Source organism: Brachybacterium fresconis, assembly GCF_017876515.1.
GTDB lineage: Bacteria > Actinomycetota > Actinomycetes > Actinomycetales > Dermabacteraceae > Brachybacterium > Brachybacterium fresconis.
This window is the reverse complement of the sequence record NZ_JAGIOC010000001.1, coordinates 3,126,374-3,144,365: the sequence shown is the minus strand read 5'-3', so window position 1 is coordinate 3,144,365 and position 17,992 is coordinate 3,126,374. Positions and strand designations below refer to the sequence as shown.

At 71.6% G+C, this 17,992-nt stretch carries 18 protein-coding genes; 8 read left to right on the top strand and 10 right to left on the bottom strand.

Annotation, left to right across the window (positions count from 1 at the left end):
- Positions 1 to 49: 49 nt before the first annotated feature.
- The 3 genes from JOF44_RS14060 to JOF44_RS14050 all read right to left on the bottom strand — a co-directional run bounded on the left by JOF44_RS14060 (position 50) and on the right by JOF44_RS14050 (position 3,841).
- Positions 50 to 1,804: a pyruvate dehydrogenase gene (locus JOF44_RS14060; RefSeq protein ID WP_209892634.1), complete on the bottom strand. Its 1,755-nt coding sequence runs from the start codon at positions 1,802 to 1,804 to the stop codon at positions 50 to 52.
- Positions 1,805 to 1,927: 123 nt separating this feature from the next.
- Positions 1,928 to 2,473 carry a hypothetical protein gene (locus JOF44_RS14055; RefSeq protein ID WP_209892631.1) on the bottom strand — a complete coding sequence of 182 codons (546 nt, stop codon included), beginning with the start codon at positions 2,471 to 2,473 and terminating at the stop codon, positions 1,928 to 1,930.
- 45 nt (positions 2,474 to 2,518) lie between these two features.
- A complete protein-coding gene (locus JOF44_RS14050) occupies positions 2,519 to 3,841 on the bottom strand; it encodes a hemolysin family protein (protein ID WP_209892628.1) in 1,323 nt (440 codons plus the stop codon).
- Between JOF44_RS14050 and JOF44_RS14045 the strand changes: the two genes are divergently transcribed.
- Entirely contained in the window at positions 3,840 to 4,082 is a 243-nt protein-coding gene (locus JOF44_RS14045) for a hypothetical protein (protein WP_209892625.1), read from the top strand. The two genes, JOF44_RS14050 and JOF44_RS14045, sit on opposite strands and share 2 nt — an antisense overlap.
- A gap of 288 nt (positions 4,083 to 4,370) precedes the next feature.
- Here the strand turns inward: JOF44_RS14045 and JOF44_RS14040 are convergent, their stop codons facing one another.
- The 3 genes from JOF44_RS14040 to JOF44_RS14030 form a co-directional block, all read right to left on the bottom strand.
- A complete protein-coding gene (locus tag JOF44_RS14040; protein ID WP_209892622.1) occupies positions 4,371 to 5,405 on the bottom strand; it encodes a serine hydrolase domain-containing protein in 1,035 nt (344 codons plus the stop codon).
- Between the two features lie 94 nt (positions 5,406 to 5,499).
- Positions 5,500 to 6,534 carry a CPBP family glutamic-type intramembrane protease gene (locus tag JOF44_RS14035; protein WP_209892620.1) on the bottom strand — a complete coding sequence of 345 codons (1,035 nt, stop codon included), beginning with the start codon at positions 6,532 to 6,534 and terminating at the stop codon, positions 5,500 to 5,502.
- Positions 6,531 to 7,517, bottom strand: coding sequence for a class II glutamine amidotransferase (locus JOF44_RS14030; RefSeq protein ID WP_209892617.1), 987 nt, complete (start codon positions 7,515 to 7,517; stop codon positions 6,531 to 6,533). The genes JOF44_RS14035 and JOF44_RS14030 overlap by 4 nt, the downstream gene beginning before the upstream one ends.
- Positions 7,518 to 8,555: 1,038 nt before the next feature.
- On the opposite strand from JOF44_RS14030, the gene JOF44_RS14025 reads away from it, so the two are divergent.
- On the top strand, positions 8,556 to 9,059 hold the full coding sequence (locus tag JOF44_RS14025; RefSeq protein WP_209892614.1) for a hypothetical protein: 504 nt from the start codon (positions 8,556 to 8,558) through the stop codon (positions 9,057 to 9,059).
- A 291-nt stretch (positions 9,060 to 9,350) separates the two neighbouring features.
- Here the strand turns inward: JOF44_RS14025 and JOF44_RS14020 are convergent, their stop codons facing one another.
- On the bottom strand, positions 9,351 to 10,391 hold the full coding sequence (locus JOF44_RS14020) for a CPBP family intramembrane glutamic endopeptidase (protein ID WP_209892612.1): 1,041 nt from the start codon (positions 10,389 to 10,391) through the stop codon (positions 9,351 to 9,353).
- Positions 10,392 to 10,534: 143 nt separating this feature from the next.
- Here JOF44_RS14020 and JOF44_RS14015 point away from each other — a divergent pair, with 143 nt between their 5' ends.
- The 5 genes from JOF44_RS14015 to JOF44_RS13995 all read left to right on the top strand — a co-directional run bounded on the left by JOF44_RS14015 (position 10,535) and on the right by JOF44_RS13995 (position 15,704).
- A complete protein-coding gene (locus tag JOF44_RS14015; RefSeq protein ID WP_209892610.1) occupies positions 10,535 to 11,818 on the top strand; it encodes a sensor histidine kinase in 1,284 nt (427 codons plus the stop codon).
- Positions 11,815 to 12,579: a response regulator gene (locus tag JOF44_RS14010; RefSeq protein ID WP_342591787.1), complete on the top strand. Its 765-nt coding sequence runs from the start codon at positions 11,815 to 11,817 to the stop codon at positions 12,577 to 12,579. Before JOF44_RS14015 ends, JOF44_RS14010 begins: the two co-directional genes overlap by 4 nt.
- Positions 12,580 to 12,927: 348 nt before the next feature.
- On the top strand, positions 12,928 to 14,268 hold the full coding sequence (locus tag JOF44_RS14005) for an MFS transporter (RefSeq protein ID WP_245348952.1): 1,341 nt from the start codon (positions 12,928 to 12,930) through the stop codon (positions 14,266 to 14,268).
- Between the two features lie 116 nt (positions 14,269 to 14,384).
- Positions 14,385 to 15,095, top strand: a complete 711-nt coding sequence (locus JOF44_RS14000) for a hypothetical protein (protein ID WP_209892605.1) — start codon at positions 14,385 to 14,387, stop codon at positions 15,093 to 15,095.
- 66 nt (positions 15,096 to 15,161) lie between these two features.
- Positions 15,162 to 15,704: a P-loop nucleotide/nucleoside kinase family protein gene (locus tag JOF44_RS13995; protein WP_209892603.1), complete on the top strand. Its 543-nt coding sequence runs from the start codon at positions 15,162 to 15,164 to the stop codon at positions 15,702 to 15,704.
- A gap of 48 nt (positions 15,705 to 15,752) precedes the next feature.
- Here the strand turns inward: JOF44_RS13995 and JOF44_RS13990 are convergent, their stop codons facing one another.
- On the bottom strand, positions 15,753 to 15,932 hold the full coding sequence (locus tag JOF44_RS13990) for a hypothetical protein (protein WP_209892601.1): 180 nt from the start codon (positions 15,930 to 15,932) through the stop codon (positions 15,753 to 15,755).
- A gap of 296 nt (positions 15,933 to 16,228) precedes the next feature.
- Here JOF44_RS13990 and JOF44_RS13985 point away from each other — a divergent pair, with 296 nt between their 5' ends.
- On the top strand, positions 16,229 to 16,984 hold the full coding sequence (locus JOF44_RS13985; RefSeq protein WP_209892598.1) for a methyltransferase domain-containing protein: 756 nt from the start codon (positions 16,229 to 16,231) through the stop codon (positions 16,982 to 16,984).
- 7 nt (positions 16,985 to 16,991) lie between these two features.
- Here the strand turns inward: JOF44_RS13985 and JOF44_RS13980 are convergent, their stop codons facing one another.
- Together JOF44_RS13980 and JOF44_RS13975 are read right to left on the bottom strand one after the other, a co-directional pair.
- Positions 16,992 to 17,414: an organic hydroperoxide resistance protein gene (locus tag JOF44_RS13980; RefSeq protein WP_209892596.1), complete on the bottom strand. Its 423-nt coding sequence runs from the start codon at positions 17,412 to 17,414 to the stop codon at positions 16,992 to 16,994.
- The gene (locus JOF44_RS13975) at positions 17,411 to 17,911 is read right to left on the bottom strand and encodes a MarR family winged helix-turn-helix transcriptional regulator (RefSeq protein WP_209892595.1); all 501 of its coding nucleotides are present in this window, start codon (positions 17,909 to 17,911) and stop codon (positions 17,411 to 17,413) included. Before JOF44_RS13975 ends, JOF44_RS13980 begins: the two co-directional genes overlap by 4 nt.
- Positions 17,912 to 17,992: the final 81 nt, after the last annotated feature.

Genomic DNA, 17,992 nt, shown 5'->3' with positions numbered 1-17,992 from the left:
AGTGCCAGCATTCCACACGGAGCCTCAGGGACCCGGCTGGTTCTCGTCCTCATCGGGGCATGTTGCGCAGGTTGGAGGCGGCCATGTCGATCATCTTGCCCACGCCGCCGCCGAGGACGATCTTGGTCGACGCGGTCGCGAAGCCGCGGATCTGCTGCGCGGAGATCTTCGGGGGCATCGACAGCGCGTCAGGGTCGGTGACCACGTCGATCAGCACCGGTCCCTTCGTGGCCAGCGCTTCGGCCAGCTGCTTCTTCAGCTTCCTGGGATCGGTGATCCGCACCGCGTGGATCCCCACGCCCTGCGCGATCGCGGCGTAGTCGACGTCCTCGTGGTCGGTGCCGTGGTCCGGCAGGCCCTCGACCAGCATCTCGAGCTTGACCATGCCGAGGCTGGAGTTGTTGAACACGACGATCTTGGTGTTCAGCTCGTGCAGCTTCACGGTCAGCAGCTCGCCCATCAGCATCCCCAGGCCGCCGTCGCCGCTCATCGAGATCACCTGGCGGTCCGGGAACGCCAGGGAGGCGCCGATGGCCTGCGGCAGGGCGTTGGCCATGGAGCCGTGGTGCCAGGAGCCGAACACGCGCCGTCGGCCGTTGGGGGTGATGTAGCGGGCGCCCCACACGTTGCACATGCCGGTGTCCACGGTGAACACCGCGTCGTCCTCGGCGAGGTCGTCGAGCACGTCGGCGGCGAACTCCGGGTGGATCGGCCGCATCCGCTCCACGTTCTTGGTGTACGCGGCGACGGCCCCGGTGAGCGCCTTGTGGTGGGCCTTCAGCATGCGGTGCAGGAAGCGGGCGCTCTTGGCGCTGGTCAGCAGCGGGAGCACGGCCTGCAGGGTGAGGGCGATGTCGCCGTGGATCGCGAGGTCCAGCGGGACGCGGCGGCCCAGGCGGGAGGCCTCGGCGTCGATCTGGACGATCTGAGGCGGGTTCTTCGCCCCCGGACGACCGGGGAGGAACTCGGGATAGGGGAAGTCGGTGCCCAGCAGGATGACGAGGTCGGCCTCGTGCATGGCGTCGTAGCAGGCTCCGTAGCCGAGCAGGCCGCTCATGCCGACGTCATAGGGGTTGTCGTACTGCATCCACTCCTTGCCGCCGAAGGCGTGGCCGATCGGGGACTTGACCCGTTCGGCGAGCTCGAGCACCTCCTCGCGGGCGTCGCGCACCCCGGCGCCGGTGAACAGGGTGACGGAGTCGGCCGCGTCGATCATCTCGGCGAGGCGGCCGACGGGGGCCGCGGCGGGCTGGACCCGACCGAACTCGGTGGCCAGCTCGCGGGTCAGCGGGCCGTCGACCTCCTGGTCGGCGACGTCGCCGGGCAGCACGAGCACGGAGACGCCGCGCTTGGCGATCGCGGTCTGCACGGCGATGTGGAGCATCGCGGTGCCGTGCTCGCCGGAGTTGACCATCTCGCAGAAGTGGGAGCACTCGCGGAACAGGATCTCCGGGTGGGTCTCCTGGAAGAACCCGGTGCCGATCTTCTCGCTGGGGATGTGGGAGGCGATCGCGAGCACCGGGGCGCCGTCGCGGTGGGCGTCGAACAGGCCCTGGATGAGGTGGGTGTTGCCCGGCCCGCAGGAGCCGGTGCAGACGGCGAGCTTGCCGGTCAGCCGTGCTTCGGCGCCGGCGGCGAAGGCTCCGGCCTCCTCATTGCGCACGTGGATCCAGTCGATGCCCTCGGTGGTGCGGACGGCGTCCACCACCGGGTTCAGGGAGTCGCCGACGACGCCGTAGATGCGCTCGACGCCGAGGTCGCGGAGCTGGGTGACGAGGAGCTGGGCGAACGACGTACGGGCCATGGGGTGCCTCCTGGGATGATGCGTCCGGGTGGGCACCGGCCCGCAGGCGCGGTGCCCGTCCCGGCCAGCCTAGCGGGGTCGGGTCGGCCGACGGCCGATACGCTCCGCCCGACGACCGTCCGGTCAGCGCGCCGACTCTGCGGGACGCAGCCGTTCGTACGCCTCGAGGGTCTCGTCCAGACCCGGGTGGAGCAGGTCGCCGCTGAGGTCGAGCCGCTCGCCGGGCAGCTGCACGGACAGCCGAGCCGGGACGCCGGCGGAGCTCGGGGCGACGCGCTGCAGGGACACGTCGGCGTAGGGGATCTCCGCCGGCGGCCCGTCCCCCGCAGTGCGGCGCACGCCGTGCTCGGTCAGCACGAGCAGGGAGTCGTCGCGGGACGTCGGCACCTCGGCCTGCTCGCGGACCGCGCGCAGCAGGATCGACGGGAGGTAGAACAGCGCCAGGACGCCGTCGACGACCCCGAACGCGATGACGATGTAGCTCACGGGCGGGTCGAGGAAGATCAGGCCGACCAGGATGATGACGACGGCGCCGAGGGTCATGGAGACCCGGATGATGCCCACGGAGCGGGTCGTCCGCTCGAGCCGCTCCTGGGCCTTCTCGCGGTGGAAGTGCACGGTCAGCTCGCGGTCGCCGCTGCCGCCCTGGATGTCGTCGCCTTCACTCATGCCAGAGAGTATGCCAGCGCGACCCGACTCTCCGGACGTCTGGGATCAGGACGTCTCCTGCGGCTCCGGGGGCGCCGAGGGAGCGGGCACGAAGCGCACCGTCTGGACCCGTCGTTCGTCGACCTCGACCACCTCGAGACGGCCGCCGTCGACCGTGACCACGTCACCGACCTCGGGGATGCGGCCCAGCCGCGCCATGACGAACCCGCCGACGGTCTCGTAGCCGCCGTTGTCCGGCAGCGCGACCTCGGTGGCGGCCTCGAACTCCTGCAGGATCAGGCCACCCTCGATGGTGCCGTCGGCCTCCACGATCCGGTCGAGGCCGCCGGGTGCGGGCCAGGACTCGCGGTCGAACTCGTCGTAGATCTCGCCGACCAGCTCCTCCAACAGATCCTCGAGGGTGACGATGCCGTCGGTGCCGCCGTACTCATCGACCACCACGGCGATCTGCCGGGCGTGGGAGCGCATGCGGTTCAGGGCCTGCAGCACCTCGACGGTGCCGGGGATGTGCTCGATGGGCCGGGCGAGGTCCGCCATCCGGGTGGCGGCGGGATCATCGACCAGCAGCAGGTCGCGCACGTGGGCGAAGCCGAGCACGTCGTCGACGTCCTCCCCGGTCACCGGGTAACGCGAGTAGCCGGTGTCGCGGATCTCCTCGCGGACGTCGGCCACGGTGTCGCTGCCGTCCAGGAAGTGCACCTGGTGACGGGGCCGCATCACCTCGACGACGGTGCGCTCGGAGGCGTCGAAGACGTCGGCCAGCACGCGGGACTCGGCCTGGTCCAGGGCCTCGGAGTTGCGCACCATGGACCGGATCTCCTCGGCGGAGACGGATTCGCGGTTGGCGTGCGGGTCGCCGCCCATCAGTCGCACCACGATGTTGGTCGACGTCGACAGCAGCCAGATCACCGGGCGCATGGCCTTGCCGAAGATGCTCAGGGGCGGGCCGACGACCCGCGCCACCCCCAGCGCGTTCTGCATCGCGAGGCGTTTGGGGGCGAGCTCGCCGAGGACCAGGGAGAGATAGGCGATGACCAGCGTCATCCCGATCAGCGCGGCGGTGCTCGCCGTCGCCTCGGGGAGTCCCGCCTGCACCAGCAGCGGTGCCAGGGACGGGGCGATCGTGGACGCGCCGTAGGCGGAGGAGAAGAACCCGGCGACGGTCACGCCGATCTGCACGGCCGAGAGGAACTGGTTGGGGTCGCGCACCAGCGTCGCGGTGCGCTCCCCGCGGGCGCCGGAGTCCTCCAGCTGCTTGATCTGCGATTCGCGCAGGTTGACGATCGCCATCTCCGTACCGGCGAACAGACCGCCGACGAGCACGAAGAGCAGCACGAGGGCGAGATTTCCGATCACGGACCAGTCCATGGCCCCACGCTACTGGGTGGAGGAGCTGATTACCCTGGAAGGGCAACCGCACCGCACGGTGCACCGTCGCGCGGGGAGGGGCTTCATGGCAGGTGTCATCTTCACGGCAGTCGCCTGCATCGCCGGTTCCCTGTGGGGCCGGCGCATGGGGCTGAGAGCCAAGAAAGTCCAGGACGCCTTCGACCGGAAGATCCGCGGTCAGTCCGACCGGTCGTCCGACACGCCCTGCGACACACCCTGAAAGCTGCCACCGCGTCGGCCGCTCGTGAGCGGGCCCCTCGAACCCCCATCGAGCGGGGCCCTCGAACCCCCATCGAGCGGGGCCCCTCGACGCCCCATGCAGTACCCGCAGCAGCGTGGCCTGCAAACTTTCGTTCCTCTGCGTGACCTCATGGCCATATCGGCTGTGAGGTCACGCCTGGCGACGAAAGTTCGCAGCCGACCATTCGCATCCGACCAGGTGGCGCCGGCCGGGCGCCGGTGCCCAGGCGGTGGTGACCGGACACACCCGACCGGGTGGCAGGCCCGCTCACAGCAGCGGCAGCAGCTCCTCCCACACGGCCCGCATGATCTCGTCGGAGCCGCGCCCCTCGAGATGGGAGGTGAGGGTGACGACGGCGTCCTGCTCCGGGAGGACGAGCACGAGCTGGCCGTAGGCACCGTCGGCCCGCCACGCCCCGTCGATCGAGCAGCGCCAGACGCCGTAGCCGTACCGGGTGGATTCGGGCTCGACCTCGCCGGTGGCCACCCAGGTGTCCTCGGCGTGCATCGCATCGATCCAGGCGGCGGGGACCAGCTGGGTCCCCTCGTGCTCGCCGCGCTGCAGCAGCAGGCGGCCGATGCGGGCCAGCTGACCCGACTTCAGGTGCAGGCCGGTCGCGCCCCAGCTGTGGCCGTCCCGGGTGGTGTGCCACTGCGGGTTCAGGATCCCCAGCGGCTCGAACAGGCGCGGCAGCAGCCAGTCGCGCAGGCTCTGCCCCGTGCGCTCGCTGATGACCCGCGAGAGCAGGAAGATCGACCCGTTGGAGTACTCCCACCGCCGGCCCGGGTCGGCGATCAGGTCGGTGCCGAGGATCAGGGCGGTGAGGTCCTCGTGGTCGCGCTCCTCCTCGAGGAAGCCCAGCACGGGCGAACCGGAGGTCATGGTCAGCAGGTGGCGCAGCCGCACCTGGTCGATGCCCCGGCCGTAGCCGCCCGCCGGGGCGGGCAGGTGGTCGACCAGGCGGTCCTCGACCTCGAGCAGACCCTCGCTCGCGGCGATCCCCACGGCGAGCGCGGTGACCGTCTTGGAGCAGGAGTAGATGTTCTCCGCGGTGTCCTCGACGAAGCGGTGGGAGACCTCGTCCCGACCGCCGCGGTGGACGTGGATCGCCCGCACCCCGAGGTCGCGTTCGACGATCCGTTGGCGGAGCGGGAACAGCAGCAACGGGTCCGGCACGGTGCCCGCGCCGCCGGCGGGGGCGGCTCCGGGCGCGGCCTCCGTGGCGGACGCGGCGGCGGCACGCGGCGGGGCGGCGGTGATCGGGTCGGTCGTGGTGGACCGGGCGGCGTCGGCGGGGCTCATGGTCAAAACGTACCGACTTCGCACTCCGGTGCGCATCTCCTGCCGCACCTCGATACGTGTCGGCGGGTCGGCGGGTCGCCCGGAGCAGGGGTGCTCAGAAGGGGACGGGCTCCGGCACCGGTTCGGCGGCAGGGCGGCCGACGGGCTGAAGCAGACGCAGGCCCTCCCGCCGGCTGACCACGACCATGATCACGACGGTCAGCGCCAGAAGAGCGACCGCGCTGACCACTCCGCCTGCCCATGCCGCCGCGGCCTCCGGGGCGGCGAGGGCGGCAGCGGACGTGCCCGGAGCCGCGACGGCGGCGCCCAGGGCGCTCACCCCGGTCCCGGCGCCCGTGCCTGCGGTCAGGGCGGAGACGATCATCGCGGCGACCGTGAGCGTGAGGGTGAGGAGGATCGGCAGCTCGAGACCGCCGGTCTTCCAGGCGAGCACCGCCGCGGCCAGCGCCACGGCGAGCGCCGGGATCACCACGGCCGGGGTCAGCTGGCGGCCGATGAGCGCGAAGGCCGCGGTGACGAGGATCGGGACGACCGGGCTGCGCAGCCACGTGCCGAGGGCCTGCAGGACCACGCCCCGCAGCGTCAGCTCGAGTCCGAGCGCCTGGAGCGGGGCCAGCACCAGCACCAGCAGGATCACCAGGAGCCGTGAGAGGACGCCGGCGCCCCCGTCGGCCGCAGGATCCGGCGCTGCGCCGGGCCCGGCGAGCAGGCCGGCGAGGGCGGCGAGAGCGACGACGACGAGCCCGCCGATCATCACGTGCGCCGTCATCGACCGCAGCAGCTCACGCCGCACGCGTGCGGCGACCGACCAGGTCAGGCGGGGCGGACGCCAGCCACCGACCCGCACCCCGATCAGTCCGGCCGGCCACCACAGCGCACCCATCGCCAGGGCGAGCCCGACGTCGAGGGGGCTGGTGGGGTCGCCGCTGGTCACACCGATCGCAACGTTCACGCCGGGGGCGAGCGCGAGGACGAGGATCGTGAGGACCAGCAGCACGGAGGCGAGCACCACGTAGGCGATGAACGCCGCGGCGAGGGTCAGCAGCGGCTTGGGCCAGGACGACCAGGCCGGGCGGAGCGTGGCCAGGCGGTGATACGCGGCGGGGCGAGCGGCTTCGGTCGCGCTCATCGGGCGGCGTTCCCGTCCGGGCCCGTCGGTCCGGCGGCGCTCTCGGGGCCCGCGGCGCTCTCGGGGCCCGCGTGACCCTCGGCGAGGTGGTGGCGGCGCTCGGTCTGGGCACGCTCCTGGGCGGCGTGGGCCTGGGACGCGGCCGCCGAGAGCCCGAGATCATCGATGCTCAGCGCCTGCGCGAGCGGCCCGAAGGGGTGCTCGCTGGTCAGCGCGCCCTCGGCGTCCAGGCGCACCAGTTCCCCGGAGCCCATCAGGCGCCAGGCCGGGTCATCGTCCATCGGTTCGCTGGCGATGACGACCGAGCGCACGCCGCGCAGGTCCTCGCTGCGGGCGCGCAGCGAGTCGGACGACTGCTCCAAGGCCTCGCGCGGGTGCTTGTCGGTGGCGGAGCGTTCCAGGACCCACAGCTCGTTGGTGGCGGGAAGACGCACGGCGATCAGCTCGTCGCGGTTCATGACCAGGATGTTCACGGAATAGACGGGCACGTGCGCGCCGATCCAGCGCAGCGCGGCGACCACCCCGGCGTGCAGGTCCCCGTCGTGCACGGCGACCTCTCCCGTGATCAGCGCGGCCATCCATTCGCTGTCGGTGGTGCCGTGGACGTGGTGCTCCGTGCCGAGCTCGGCGACGCGTCGGCGCATCTCGTCGGTGACCTCGAGGACCCCGTTGTGGGCGGTGATGATGCCGTCCTGCAGGAAGGGGTGGGTGTTGTCGTCGCTGTGACCGGCTCCGGAGGAGAGCCGGATGTGGGCGATCATCGAGCTCGAGCGCAGCGTGGCGGCGGCGTGGGCGAAGGCCTCGGACTCGTAGGCGGCGACGGGCCGCTTGCGGATCCGGGCGGACCCGGTCTCGTCGATCCAGCCGAATCCGGTCCCGTCAGCGTTGAAGTGGGACTGGTTCAGCAGCGAGTAGGGGGCATCGAGCAGCCAGAATTCGGCGGTCACGGGCTGATCGGATCGGAGAGCGAAGAGTCGACACATGGCGTGACCACTCTAGAACGCCGCCGCTGGACGCCGCGGTGCCGGACGACCATCTGCGGGGCACCGCACAAGAGACCATCTGCGAGGCACCACACAAGTGCGGGGCTCCCGAGACCGTTCCCGGCATGGCTCCGGATCGAGATCGTCGTCCCGGGCGCCTCACCACCATCGGAGGCGCCGAGGATGACGTTCTCGATCCAAGCGCCGCGGCGAGCTCGATCCGGATGCAGCCGCCAGCGCTCGACCCACGCCCAGGAACCGGGCCGGGGCAGCCGATGTGACCGATGTGGCCGATGTGGCCGATGGCGGCGATGTCCACGACGGCGACGACCCCGACGGCGATGTCGACGACGACCGCGACGACGACCCCGACGGCGACGGCGATGGCGATGGCGATGGCGATGGCGATGGCGATGGCGATGGCGATGGCGACGATGGCAATGTGACGGTCGTCGATGGGGAGGAACGGTCCGTCGACCCCGGGCCAGCGCATTGGGGACGAGCCGAGCGGACCCGTGCGAGTGCCCCCATGCTGTCCGCATGCCTGTGCGCCCCAGCAATCTGCCCCCGGACTTCGAGCATCGGGTCTTCACGGCCGACGAAGCGATGCGAGCCGGCATCACGCGTGACCGGCTCCGTCGCCGTGACCTGGTGCAAATCGTCCCAGGGCTGTATCGCCGGCGCGGATGCACCATCAGAGAGGAGGACATCGTCGCCGCGTACCAGCGACGTGTCCCGGGCTCCTTCGCCACCGGGCTGACGGCGGCCCGGGCATGGGGCCTCCCGCTGCCCGGGGCCCTCGCGGAACCGATCGTGGAGCCATCGCTGCGCGCTCCCCGCCGGCCCCGGCTCCGGACCCCGTACCGAGCCCGCCGTTCCGGGCCCGATCCTCGCGTCCACCTGGCGACCGTCGACTCCGTCCGACGGTCCACGTCGCTCGTGCGGTGGAGTCGCGTGCGTCCCGAGGAGCCGACGGCGGAGGCCGCGGGCATTCGTCTGACGACGCGACAGGATACGTTTCTGCGGCTGGGAGCATCCGTGTCCCTGGATGGACTGGTCGCGATCGGCGATCACCTCGTCCGTCGGCCGCGTCCGGCGTTCGAGGACAGAGCCGATCCGTTCACGACCATCGACGAGCTGAAGGCCGCCGCGGCCGGATTCGCCGGGCGCGGCACCGTCCGGGTCCGCGAGTCGCTCGACCTGGTGCGGGTCGGCGCCGACTCGCCGCCGGAGACCACGCTGCGTCTGGCCTTCGTGCGAGCGGGCCTGCCGGAGCCTCTGCCCAACGTGCGAGCGTTCCAGGATGGCGTCGATCTCGGAGAGCCGGACCTCCACTGGCCACGGTGGCACGTGATCGTGGAGTACGAGGGGCCCACCCATCGCAGTCCCGAGCAGCGACGGAGGGACGCGCGCCGCGACGAACGGCGACGACTCGCCGGCTGGGTGGATCTGCCGATGATCGCCGCTGACCTCGCCGCCGGCTGCGCCTCGGCCATCACCCGGGTGAGGACGGCGCTGCGCGCCCGCGGCTGGAGGGGATGAGCTCCCGACGCCGACATGACCGTTCCGGTCCGACCGATCCGGTCAAACCTGACCGGTCAGACCCGACCGGTCAGACCCGACCGGTCAGACCCGACCGGTCAGACCCGACCGGCGCGACGCCGCTGTCGGGAAGTCGCCAGAACCTTCAGGATCTTCGACGCCCGGCAGCTCGTCGGCCCCTCGCAACCCGTCGGCCCCTGCAACCCGTCGGCCCCCTTCACATCGACAGTGTCATCGAGGGCGCCTCAGGTACGACCGAAGCGCCCGGAACGACACTCTCGATCCAGCCCGTCACCGCGGCGGGGGCGCTCCTCGGCGCGGTTCCCACGCCCCGAGGCCCTCGCGCCGCGAGAACCACCCCCAGATCCCGGCCGAGAGCAGGAGCATCGGCACCGTCGCGAGCAGGAACCCGGCAACGGTCACCTCGCCCTGCTCGGTGAATCCTGGGATCAGCGGGGCGAGGGCGAACAGGGTCGTGTTGTTCACCGCGTGCAGCAGCACCGGGATCTCGATGCCGCCCGTCTTCCAGGCCAGCAGCCCCATCGTGAGGGCGAACAGGGCGATGTCGACCTGGCCGAGCCAGTCATAGCCGTGCCCCAGCACGAACAGCGGCACGGGCAGCAGGATCCCGACCACGGGCCAGCGCAACCAGGTCCCCAGCGCCTGCAGCGGCAGCGCCCGGAAGACGTACTCCTCCGCGGCGGACTGCAGCGGGGCCAGGAGGAGCGCGATCGCCCAGGCCGCCAGCACCGTCGCATCCAGGGCCGGCACCACGAGGTCGTTCCGGGCCAGCAGCAGGTTCACCCCGACGTTGATCAGCAGATAGACCGGGACCACCACGATCGCGACCCGGCCCAGCAGGCCCCAGCGGAAGCGCCCGATCACGGAGTGGGCGATGCCGGCGCGGCCGTAGCCCGCCAGGGTGCCGAGGAGGACCGCCGGCAGCCCCAGGGCGAGCATGCCGAGGGAGATGAACTGATCCAACGGGTTCAGCGGATCGGTCATCTCGGCGCTGATGTCCAGACCCGGCCACACCGCAGGGGTCACCAGGCTCACCACGATCAGGAGGAGGAACATCGCCAGGTAGGTCACCGCGGCCACCGCCACGGCCACCAGCGGCCGCCACCAGTACCCACGATGCGGGATCGCCCGCGGGAGGCGGTGGAAGGCGACGGGGAGCGGGGCGCCCGGCCGGCGCGGCGCAGCGCTCGCACCGTCGCCCTCCAAGTCGTGCCCGGGCAGCGAGCCCGAGATGGCCTGCGGGTCTGCCGCATCGACATGCCGTGTCGCGGGATCAGGAGGCGGGGTGACGGAGGTGGTTCCTGCTGTCATGCCTCGATCCTGGTCGAAGTCTCCCTGGTCGCACATCGACCGCACGGCTCTCCTCGGAACCGCCGGGAGGCTCGGCGATCCGCCGATCGGTCATCGGCCGCGCGGCGGATCCGTCGGCCGTCGGACCTTCCTACGCTGTCCTCATGACCGTCACCGCGCCCACCGTCTCGGCGCCGCCCTCCGTGCGCAATCTGCGCGAGTGGCTGATCGCGCTCGCCCAGTCCCTCGGCGGCTGCGGTCTGGGCCTGCTGATCTTCCTGATCGTCTTCGGGTCGCTGCTGATGGAATTCGACGACGACCCGCCGGGCGCTCTGGTCGCCCTGTCCGCGGCCGATGCACTGCTGGGTGCCCTGGTCACCCTGGTGATCGGACCGCTGCGTTTCCTGCGGCCCGGACGGCTCCACAACGTGCTGCATCTGACGGTGGCGATGACCGCCGGACTGAGCACCTTCGCACTGGTGGCCTCGGCGATCGCTCTGTACCGGCTGGGCACGCGGCGGCGCCCGTGGCTGGACGGTCTCGCGATCCTGCTGGTCACCGTCGCATCCCTGTTGACGCTGGGCATCGACGCGTCCGTGCGCGGAGAGGTCGACGCACTGCTCCTGGTCACCACCGTCGGCGTGATGATCGTCGCCGCATTGGTCCCGCTGCTGATCGGGCATGTGGTCGGCACCCGCCACGAGCTCGTGGCCACGCTGCGGGACCGGGCCGCCTCCGCGGACCGCGAGCGGGAGACCGCCCAGCGGGAACGCGAGGCCGCCGAGCGGGAAGCGGCGGCTCTGGTGCGCGAGCGCGACGCCGAGACCGCCCGGGTGCGCGCCGAGGAGCGCGCCGCCCTGGCCCGCGACATGCACGACAGCATCTCCCACCACCTCGCGGCGATCGCCATGCACGCCGGCGCCATGTCCTACCGCGAGGATCTCGCGCCGGAGGATCTGCGGCGCTCCGCCGCGACCGTGCGCGAGGCCGCCCAGCAGGCCAATGGGGAGCTGCGCACCGTGCTGATGACCCTGCGCACCGCCGACGGCGACGCCCCGCTGGCCACCGCACCCACCCTCACCGAGATCATCGAGCGCGCCCGTGCCGACGGTCAGGACGTGCAGCTGACCTGGCAGGGCATCGAGCCCGATGACCTGACCGGACGCGACCGCGGCACCGTGGTGACCCTGGCGCGGATCCTCACCGAGATCACGGCCAATGCGGCCAAGCATGCCCCCGGTGCACCGCTGCGCGTGACGCTCTCCCGCGACGACGAGCACCTGGTGCTCACCGCCCGCAATCCGCTGTCCGCCACCGCGGCCGGTGCGACGATCTCCACCGGGCACGGGCTGCTCGGGGTGCAGGAGCGGGTGCGGCTGCTGGGCGGGGACGCCCGCTGCGGAGCCGACGGCGGGACCTTCGAGGTGGAAGCATGGATGCCGTGGTGAACGAGACGGAACCCGGGCAGCGCCGGGTGCGGGTGCTGCTGGTCGACGACGAGGCGCTGATGCGCACGGGGCTGCGCCTGATGATCGACGGCAGCCACGGGATCGAGGTGGTCGGGGAGGCCTCCGACGGGCACCAGGCGCTCGAGCGCACCCGGGAGCTCACCCCCGATGTGGTGCTCATGGACATCCGGATGCCGTCCATGACCGGCCTGGAGGCGCTGCGCATTCTGCGGGACGAGGGCGCTGCGGCGCGGGTGGTCATGCTGACCGCCTTCGACACCGATGAGTTCCTGCTGCGGGCGCTGCGCGCGGGCGCGGTCTCGTTCCTGCTGAAGGACTCCCCGCCGGAGGAGGTCGTCGGCGCCGTGCTCGAAGCCGCCGAGGATCGTCCCCGCTTCTCCCCCGAGGTGCTCTCCCGCCTGGTGCGGCTCGCCGCCGACGACGGGACGGCACCTGCCCCTGCCGGGGCGGATCCGCGCGCCGCGAGTGACGGGGCAGGTGCCACCGGCGCCGAGGCGGACCACGACGGTGCCGGCGGCGCCGAGCAGACCCCGTCGGCCGCACCGGCCCCCGCGGGGATCACCGACCGGGAGTGGGAGGTGGGCCGACTGGTGGCCCAGGGGCTGGCGAACCCGGAGGTCGGCGCGCAGCTGTTCATGTCCGTCGCGACCGTCAAGACCCACCTGGGCAGGCTCTATCACAAGCTGCAGGTCACCAACCGGGTCCAGCTGGCGATCCGGGTGCTCGAGCTGGGCGGCTGAGGCGCCAGGTCGCCGCTCGGAGGCCTGCTCCGTCCTCCTCTCGCGGCCTGCTCGAACGCCTGCGTCGGCGGTCCTGCGGGCTCTTTGATAGCGTTCCGAGCATGTCTGCAGCATCTTTCTCGGCCGCGTGCGCGGCAGTGACCCGGGCGTCCCGCTAGCGGCGGGCGTTCCGAGCCACCACTCAGCACTTCTTCACCTGGAACGTCCAGCCGCTTCGTGATCAGTCCGGAGCGGCACTTCGGTGCTGCTCAGAAACTTTCCTGAGCGGAGCACTCGATGCTTTCAGACATCTTTCCTTCTCGCGGGCACGCCCCGTCTGCGACGCGCGCATGGCTGGTGCTGTGCGCGATGTCCATGCTGCAGTTCTTCATCGCGATCGACGTGACCGTGGTGACCATCGCGCTGCCCTCGATCGGAGCCGATCTCGACGTCGGCGATCGCGCCCTGACCTGGGTCGTGGTCGGTTACACCATCACCGGCGGCGGACTGCTGATGCTCGGCGGCCGCCTGGGCGATCTGTTCGGTCGCCGCCGGGTGCTGGTGGCCGGGACCTCCCTGTTCGGCGTGGCCTCCCTCCTGGCGGGCCTGGCCCCTTCGTTCCCCGTTCTCGTGCTGGCGCGCCTGGCGCAGGGTGCCGGTGAGGCGATCGCCCTGCCGGCGGCGATGGCCACCATCGTGCTGATGTTCCCCGAGGGGCCGCGCAGGTCACGAGCGCTGAGCGTGTGGGCCGCGGTCGCCAGCTGCGGGCTGGTGCTCGGCTTCGTGCTGTCGGGGATCATCACCGCGCATCTGGGCTGGCGATGGGTCTTCCTGATCTCGGTGCCGTTCCTCCTGGTCGTGATCGTGGCGTCCCTGCTGCTGGTCCGGGTCGACCGTCCGGCCGCGAGCGGATCCGCCCCGCTGGATGTGCCCGGTGCACTGCTGCTGATCGCGTGCCCGCTGCTGTTCACCTATGGCGTGGTCGAGGCCGGCGAGCCCGGCACGAGCGGCTGCGTGAGCGTGGCGGCACTGGCCGGTGCTGCGCTGGCCGGATTCGCGTTCGTGCGGGTCGAAGCGCGCTCGGCTCATCCGTTGGTGCCGCTGGGCTTCTTCGCCGATCGTGCCCGGGTCACGGCGAACCTGACCACGATGCTGCTCAGCGGGGCGCTGTCCACGTCGTTCCTGCTGTTCACGTTCTACCTGCAGGACGTCCTCGGGCTCGGCCCGCTGGAAGCGGGGCTGACGATGCTTCCCCTGGCGGTCTCGCTGGTGCTGGCCTCGCTCCTCGTCCCCCGGCTGCTCGGCCGCTGGGGAGCGCGCGTGTGCGTGCTGTTCGGTCTGGGCTTCACCATGGGCGCGATGGTCACCATCGCGCTGGTCGCGGCCCTCGACGCCGGTTCGCTGTGGCTCATCCCGGCGATGGTGCTGATCGCTGCCGGGATGGGCTTCGGCCTGGTGGGGCTGCAGTACATCGCGGTCAGCGGTGCGACCGAGGACGACGCCGGGATCGCCTCCGGGGTGCAGCGAGCGGCCGACCAGCTCGGCGGAGCCGCCGGGGTGGCGATCTACGTGGGCGTCGGCTTCGCGCCCGTCCTGCGCCCGGCGGACCCGTTCCTGATAGCCGCCGTCCTCGCGATCGTCGGACTGCTCGTCGGGGCCCTGGTCATCCGGCGCGCGCCGATCGCAGCACAGCGGGTACCGGCCACGTGACCGTCACGGTCCGGGGTCTCGGCTACCGCCTGCGGGCGCCGCCGTCCCGCCGGTCCCTGAGCCCCGCGCCCCATAATCCCTGGAGCGCGGGGCGGGAGCCCCCGTACTCTCGCGCCATGGATGACCTGGCCGAACCCGCCGCGCTCGATGCGCTGCGCACCGTCGCGACGCACCATGACGCCGAGCAGCTGCTCAGCGCGGCCGACTGGACGCCATGCGGCGCCGGTGACTGGGCCTTCGCCCGGGCCGCGCCCGATGCGGACGTCGTCGCCCGGATCGCCCCCTTCGATCCCGTCGGCCCCTACACCGCGCGGCTCTACAGGGAGGCCGCCTCGACCGGGCTGGTCCCCCGCCTGCTCCTGCACCGGCGCCTGGATGGCGGCGGCGACCTCCAGGTGATGCAGCGGTTGGAGGACGCGTCGGAGCCTGAAGCCGCGGCCTTCCTCGGCCGACTCGCGCTGCCGGCGCCCGAGCTCATGGAGCTCGCGCAGATCGTGGGCCGAATCCACGCCGACGCGCAGCGGGAACTGCCCTGGTGCGGTCCACTGGACGACAATCCCTCCAACGTCATGCGCACTCGGGACGGCAGACTCCTGCTGACCGATCCGTACTACGCCGACGGCCCGAACCTCTATGCCGCCGCGGAACGGGACCCGGAACGCTTCGTCGGGACCATCCCCGAGGACCGACGTCGCGGCATGACACAGATCCCGCTGGCCTGCTCCGGCCCGTGGTCAGCCGAGGACCGGGAGGCACTGCGCCTGGGAATCCAGCGCGCCGACGAACTCGCGACAGCGCGAGGACGCCGGAGGGCGTCACCGTGCTGATCTCCTGCCACCGGCCACCCCACTGACCTCATGACCGCCCCGCCGCCGACGAGAGGATCGCCCCGCATGGTTCCGCAACCGGCTCCCCCACCCCTGGTGCTCATCGCCGGCCCGATCGCCGCCGGGAAGAGCACCGTCTCCCGCCGCCTCGCCGAGGAGCTTCGCGCCACCGGAAAGCAGCTCGCCCTGGTCGAGCTCGATGCGATCGCCGACATGGCGCGGCCGGCGCTGCCCGACTGGGCGTACGCGCATCGGATCTTCGCCGCCGTGACGGGTCAGTGGCTGGGCACCGGACTGGATCTGGTGATCGCCGAGTCCGTCAGCGATCGCGCCGAGCTCGCAGACCTCCTCCGACACGTTCCCGCGGGAACGCCTGTCCTGACCGTCGTGGTCACCTGCCCGGTCGAGGTCGCGCTGGAGCGGGCCCTGGCCGATCCGACGCGCGGCATCTCCCGCGAGAGGGATTTCCTGCACGACGTGCACGCGCGGTGGGCCGACGAGATGCCTCTGATCAGCGCCGATCTCGTGCTCGACACCGCGACCATGAACCTCGGCGACGGTGTGCAGCGGATCCGGGCTGCGCTGGGGATGCCGTCGGCCGCGCTCTGACCTGACCGGCCGAGGACGGAGACGGGCCGCCGGCGACCGCCGGGCGGATCACAGAGCGGTCAGCACCGCGGCGACCGCGACCAGGAGGCCGGCGGAGCTGAGGTAGATCACCCAGCGGGAGACTCCCCGGCTCTTCCTGAACGTCACGTTCGACAGATACAGGGAGACCAGGGCCGTCAGCAGCAGGATGCCGGCCACGATGAACAGTACGGTCGTGAGGCCGCTCATGAGACGCCTCGGTCGACGGAGAGCATCGGAGTCATCCTGCTCCTTTCGCGTCCCAAGACGGTCATGCGCGGGAAGGTCTCCGCAGCTACGATTCCGGTCCGAGCCCGCGAGCGATCATGGTCCTGGTGCGGCCGGCGATGCCCAGGGATCCGCGGGCGATTCCTCGCCTCGCTTCTGGCCAGAGCCTACCGTCCCGCGATCCAGCACCTGCCGGGATGTCGAGTGCTGCACAGGGTGGTGGACCGCGCGGCGAATTCACCTGGCCCCTGCGGACGTCGGACGCCACGATGGGTCCTATGCGCACCGCTCAGGAACTGATCACCGAGGCCACGACCGCCGACGTCGACGGGTGGGGCTTCGGCTTCCTCGACGGTCGCGCCACTGAGGAGCGCCCGACCTGGGGATACGCGGGGCAGCTCGCGCGAGCCGTGGCGGCCGCTGAGGTGGCGATCGACCTCGACACCGGCGGCGGGGAGGTGCTCGCGCGGTGCCCGCAGCTGGCCACCGAACAGCACGCCACCGAGGGGTGGCCGCCCAACGCCGCGCGGGCCCGGCATCTGCTGGGCCCGCGCGGCGTGGAGGTCCACGAAGTCCTGACCGGGACGCCGATCCCGTTGCCGGACGGCGCCGCGGATCTCGTCACCTCACGGCATCCGGTGCGTCCCGACTGGGCGGAGATCGCCCGCGTGTTGGCACCCGGCGGGCAGTACCTGGCCCAGCACGTCGGCCCCGAGTCCGCCTTCTCGCTGATCGAGCGGTTCGTCGGCCCGACTACCGACCAGCAGCGGCGGGGCCGCCACCCGGACGACGAGGTGTCCGCCGCGGAGGCAGCCGGGCTCGAGGTCGTCGAGCTGCGCACGGCACGGCTGCGGATGGAGTTCTTCGACGTCGGTGCGGTCGTATGGATCCTGCGCAAGTGCGTGTGGTGGGTGCCGGGTTTCGAGATCGACCGCTATCGGGAGCAGCTGCTGGCGCTGGACGAGATCATCCGCCGCGAGGGCGCATTCGTCGCCCACTCCACGCGACACCTGATCCGGGCCCGGCGCCGCTGAGCAGCGATCAGTCGTCCGAGACGCTGACGGTGACCTCGATGTTGCCGCGGGTCGCATTGGAGTACGGGCACACCTCGTGCGCGGCATCGGCGAGCTCCTGAGCCGTCTGCTGAGGCAGGTTCGGGATCACGACCTCGAGCTCGACGGCCAGCTGGAAGCCACCCGTGTCGTCGGGCCCGATGTGCACGCGGGCTCCGACGGTGGAATCGGTGACGTCGGCTTTCGCCCGGCCCGCCACCAGGGTCAGTGCGGAGTGGAAGCAGGCGGCGTAGCCGGCCGCGAACAGCTGCTCGGGGTTGGCGCCGCCGCCGGAGCCGCCCATCGCCGTCGGCGTCGCCATGTCGAGGTCGACGGCGCCTTCCACGGTGCGCACATGACCATCGCGGCCGGAGCCGGTGGAGAGGGATTCTGCGGTGTAGAGAGTCTTCATGATGTCTCCTTCGCTGGCGCCGACGAGGGTCGGCCGGTGGCCCCGGCGGGTCCGCCGGGGAGGTCGGGTGGGACGACCGCATGCATCGTGCGGGTGAGCTCCTGCAGGGTGGCGATCAGCTCGCGGGCCGCCTCGATGTCGCGGAGCCCGGTGCCGTCCGCGATGCAGGCAGGAACGTGCGAGAGCTGCTCGCGCAGCTGATCGCCGTGCTCGGTGAGCGAGACGGTCACCACGCGCTCGTCCGTGCCGCCGCGACGACGCTCGACCACCTCGGCCCGCTCCATCCGTCGCAGCATCGGGGACAGGGTGCCGGAGTCCAGCTGAAGAGCTTCCCCCAGCGCCGAGACGCTCTGCTCGCCCTCGCCCCACAGCACCACCAGCACGAGGTACTGGCCGTAGGTGAGGCCCCAGGGCTCCAGCAACGCCCGGTACGCCTGGGTGGTGGCACGCGAGGCGGCGTAGAGGGAGAAGCACACCATCTCGTCCGTGGTCGTCATGGTGTCATCATGCCACACAATATGATTGTGCCCAACTCTGTTGTGCACATCTTTTATCAGATGTCGCACCGGCCGTCACGA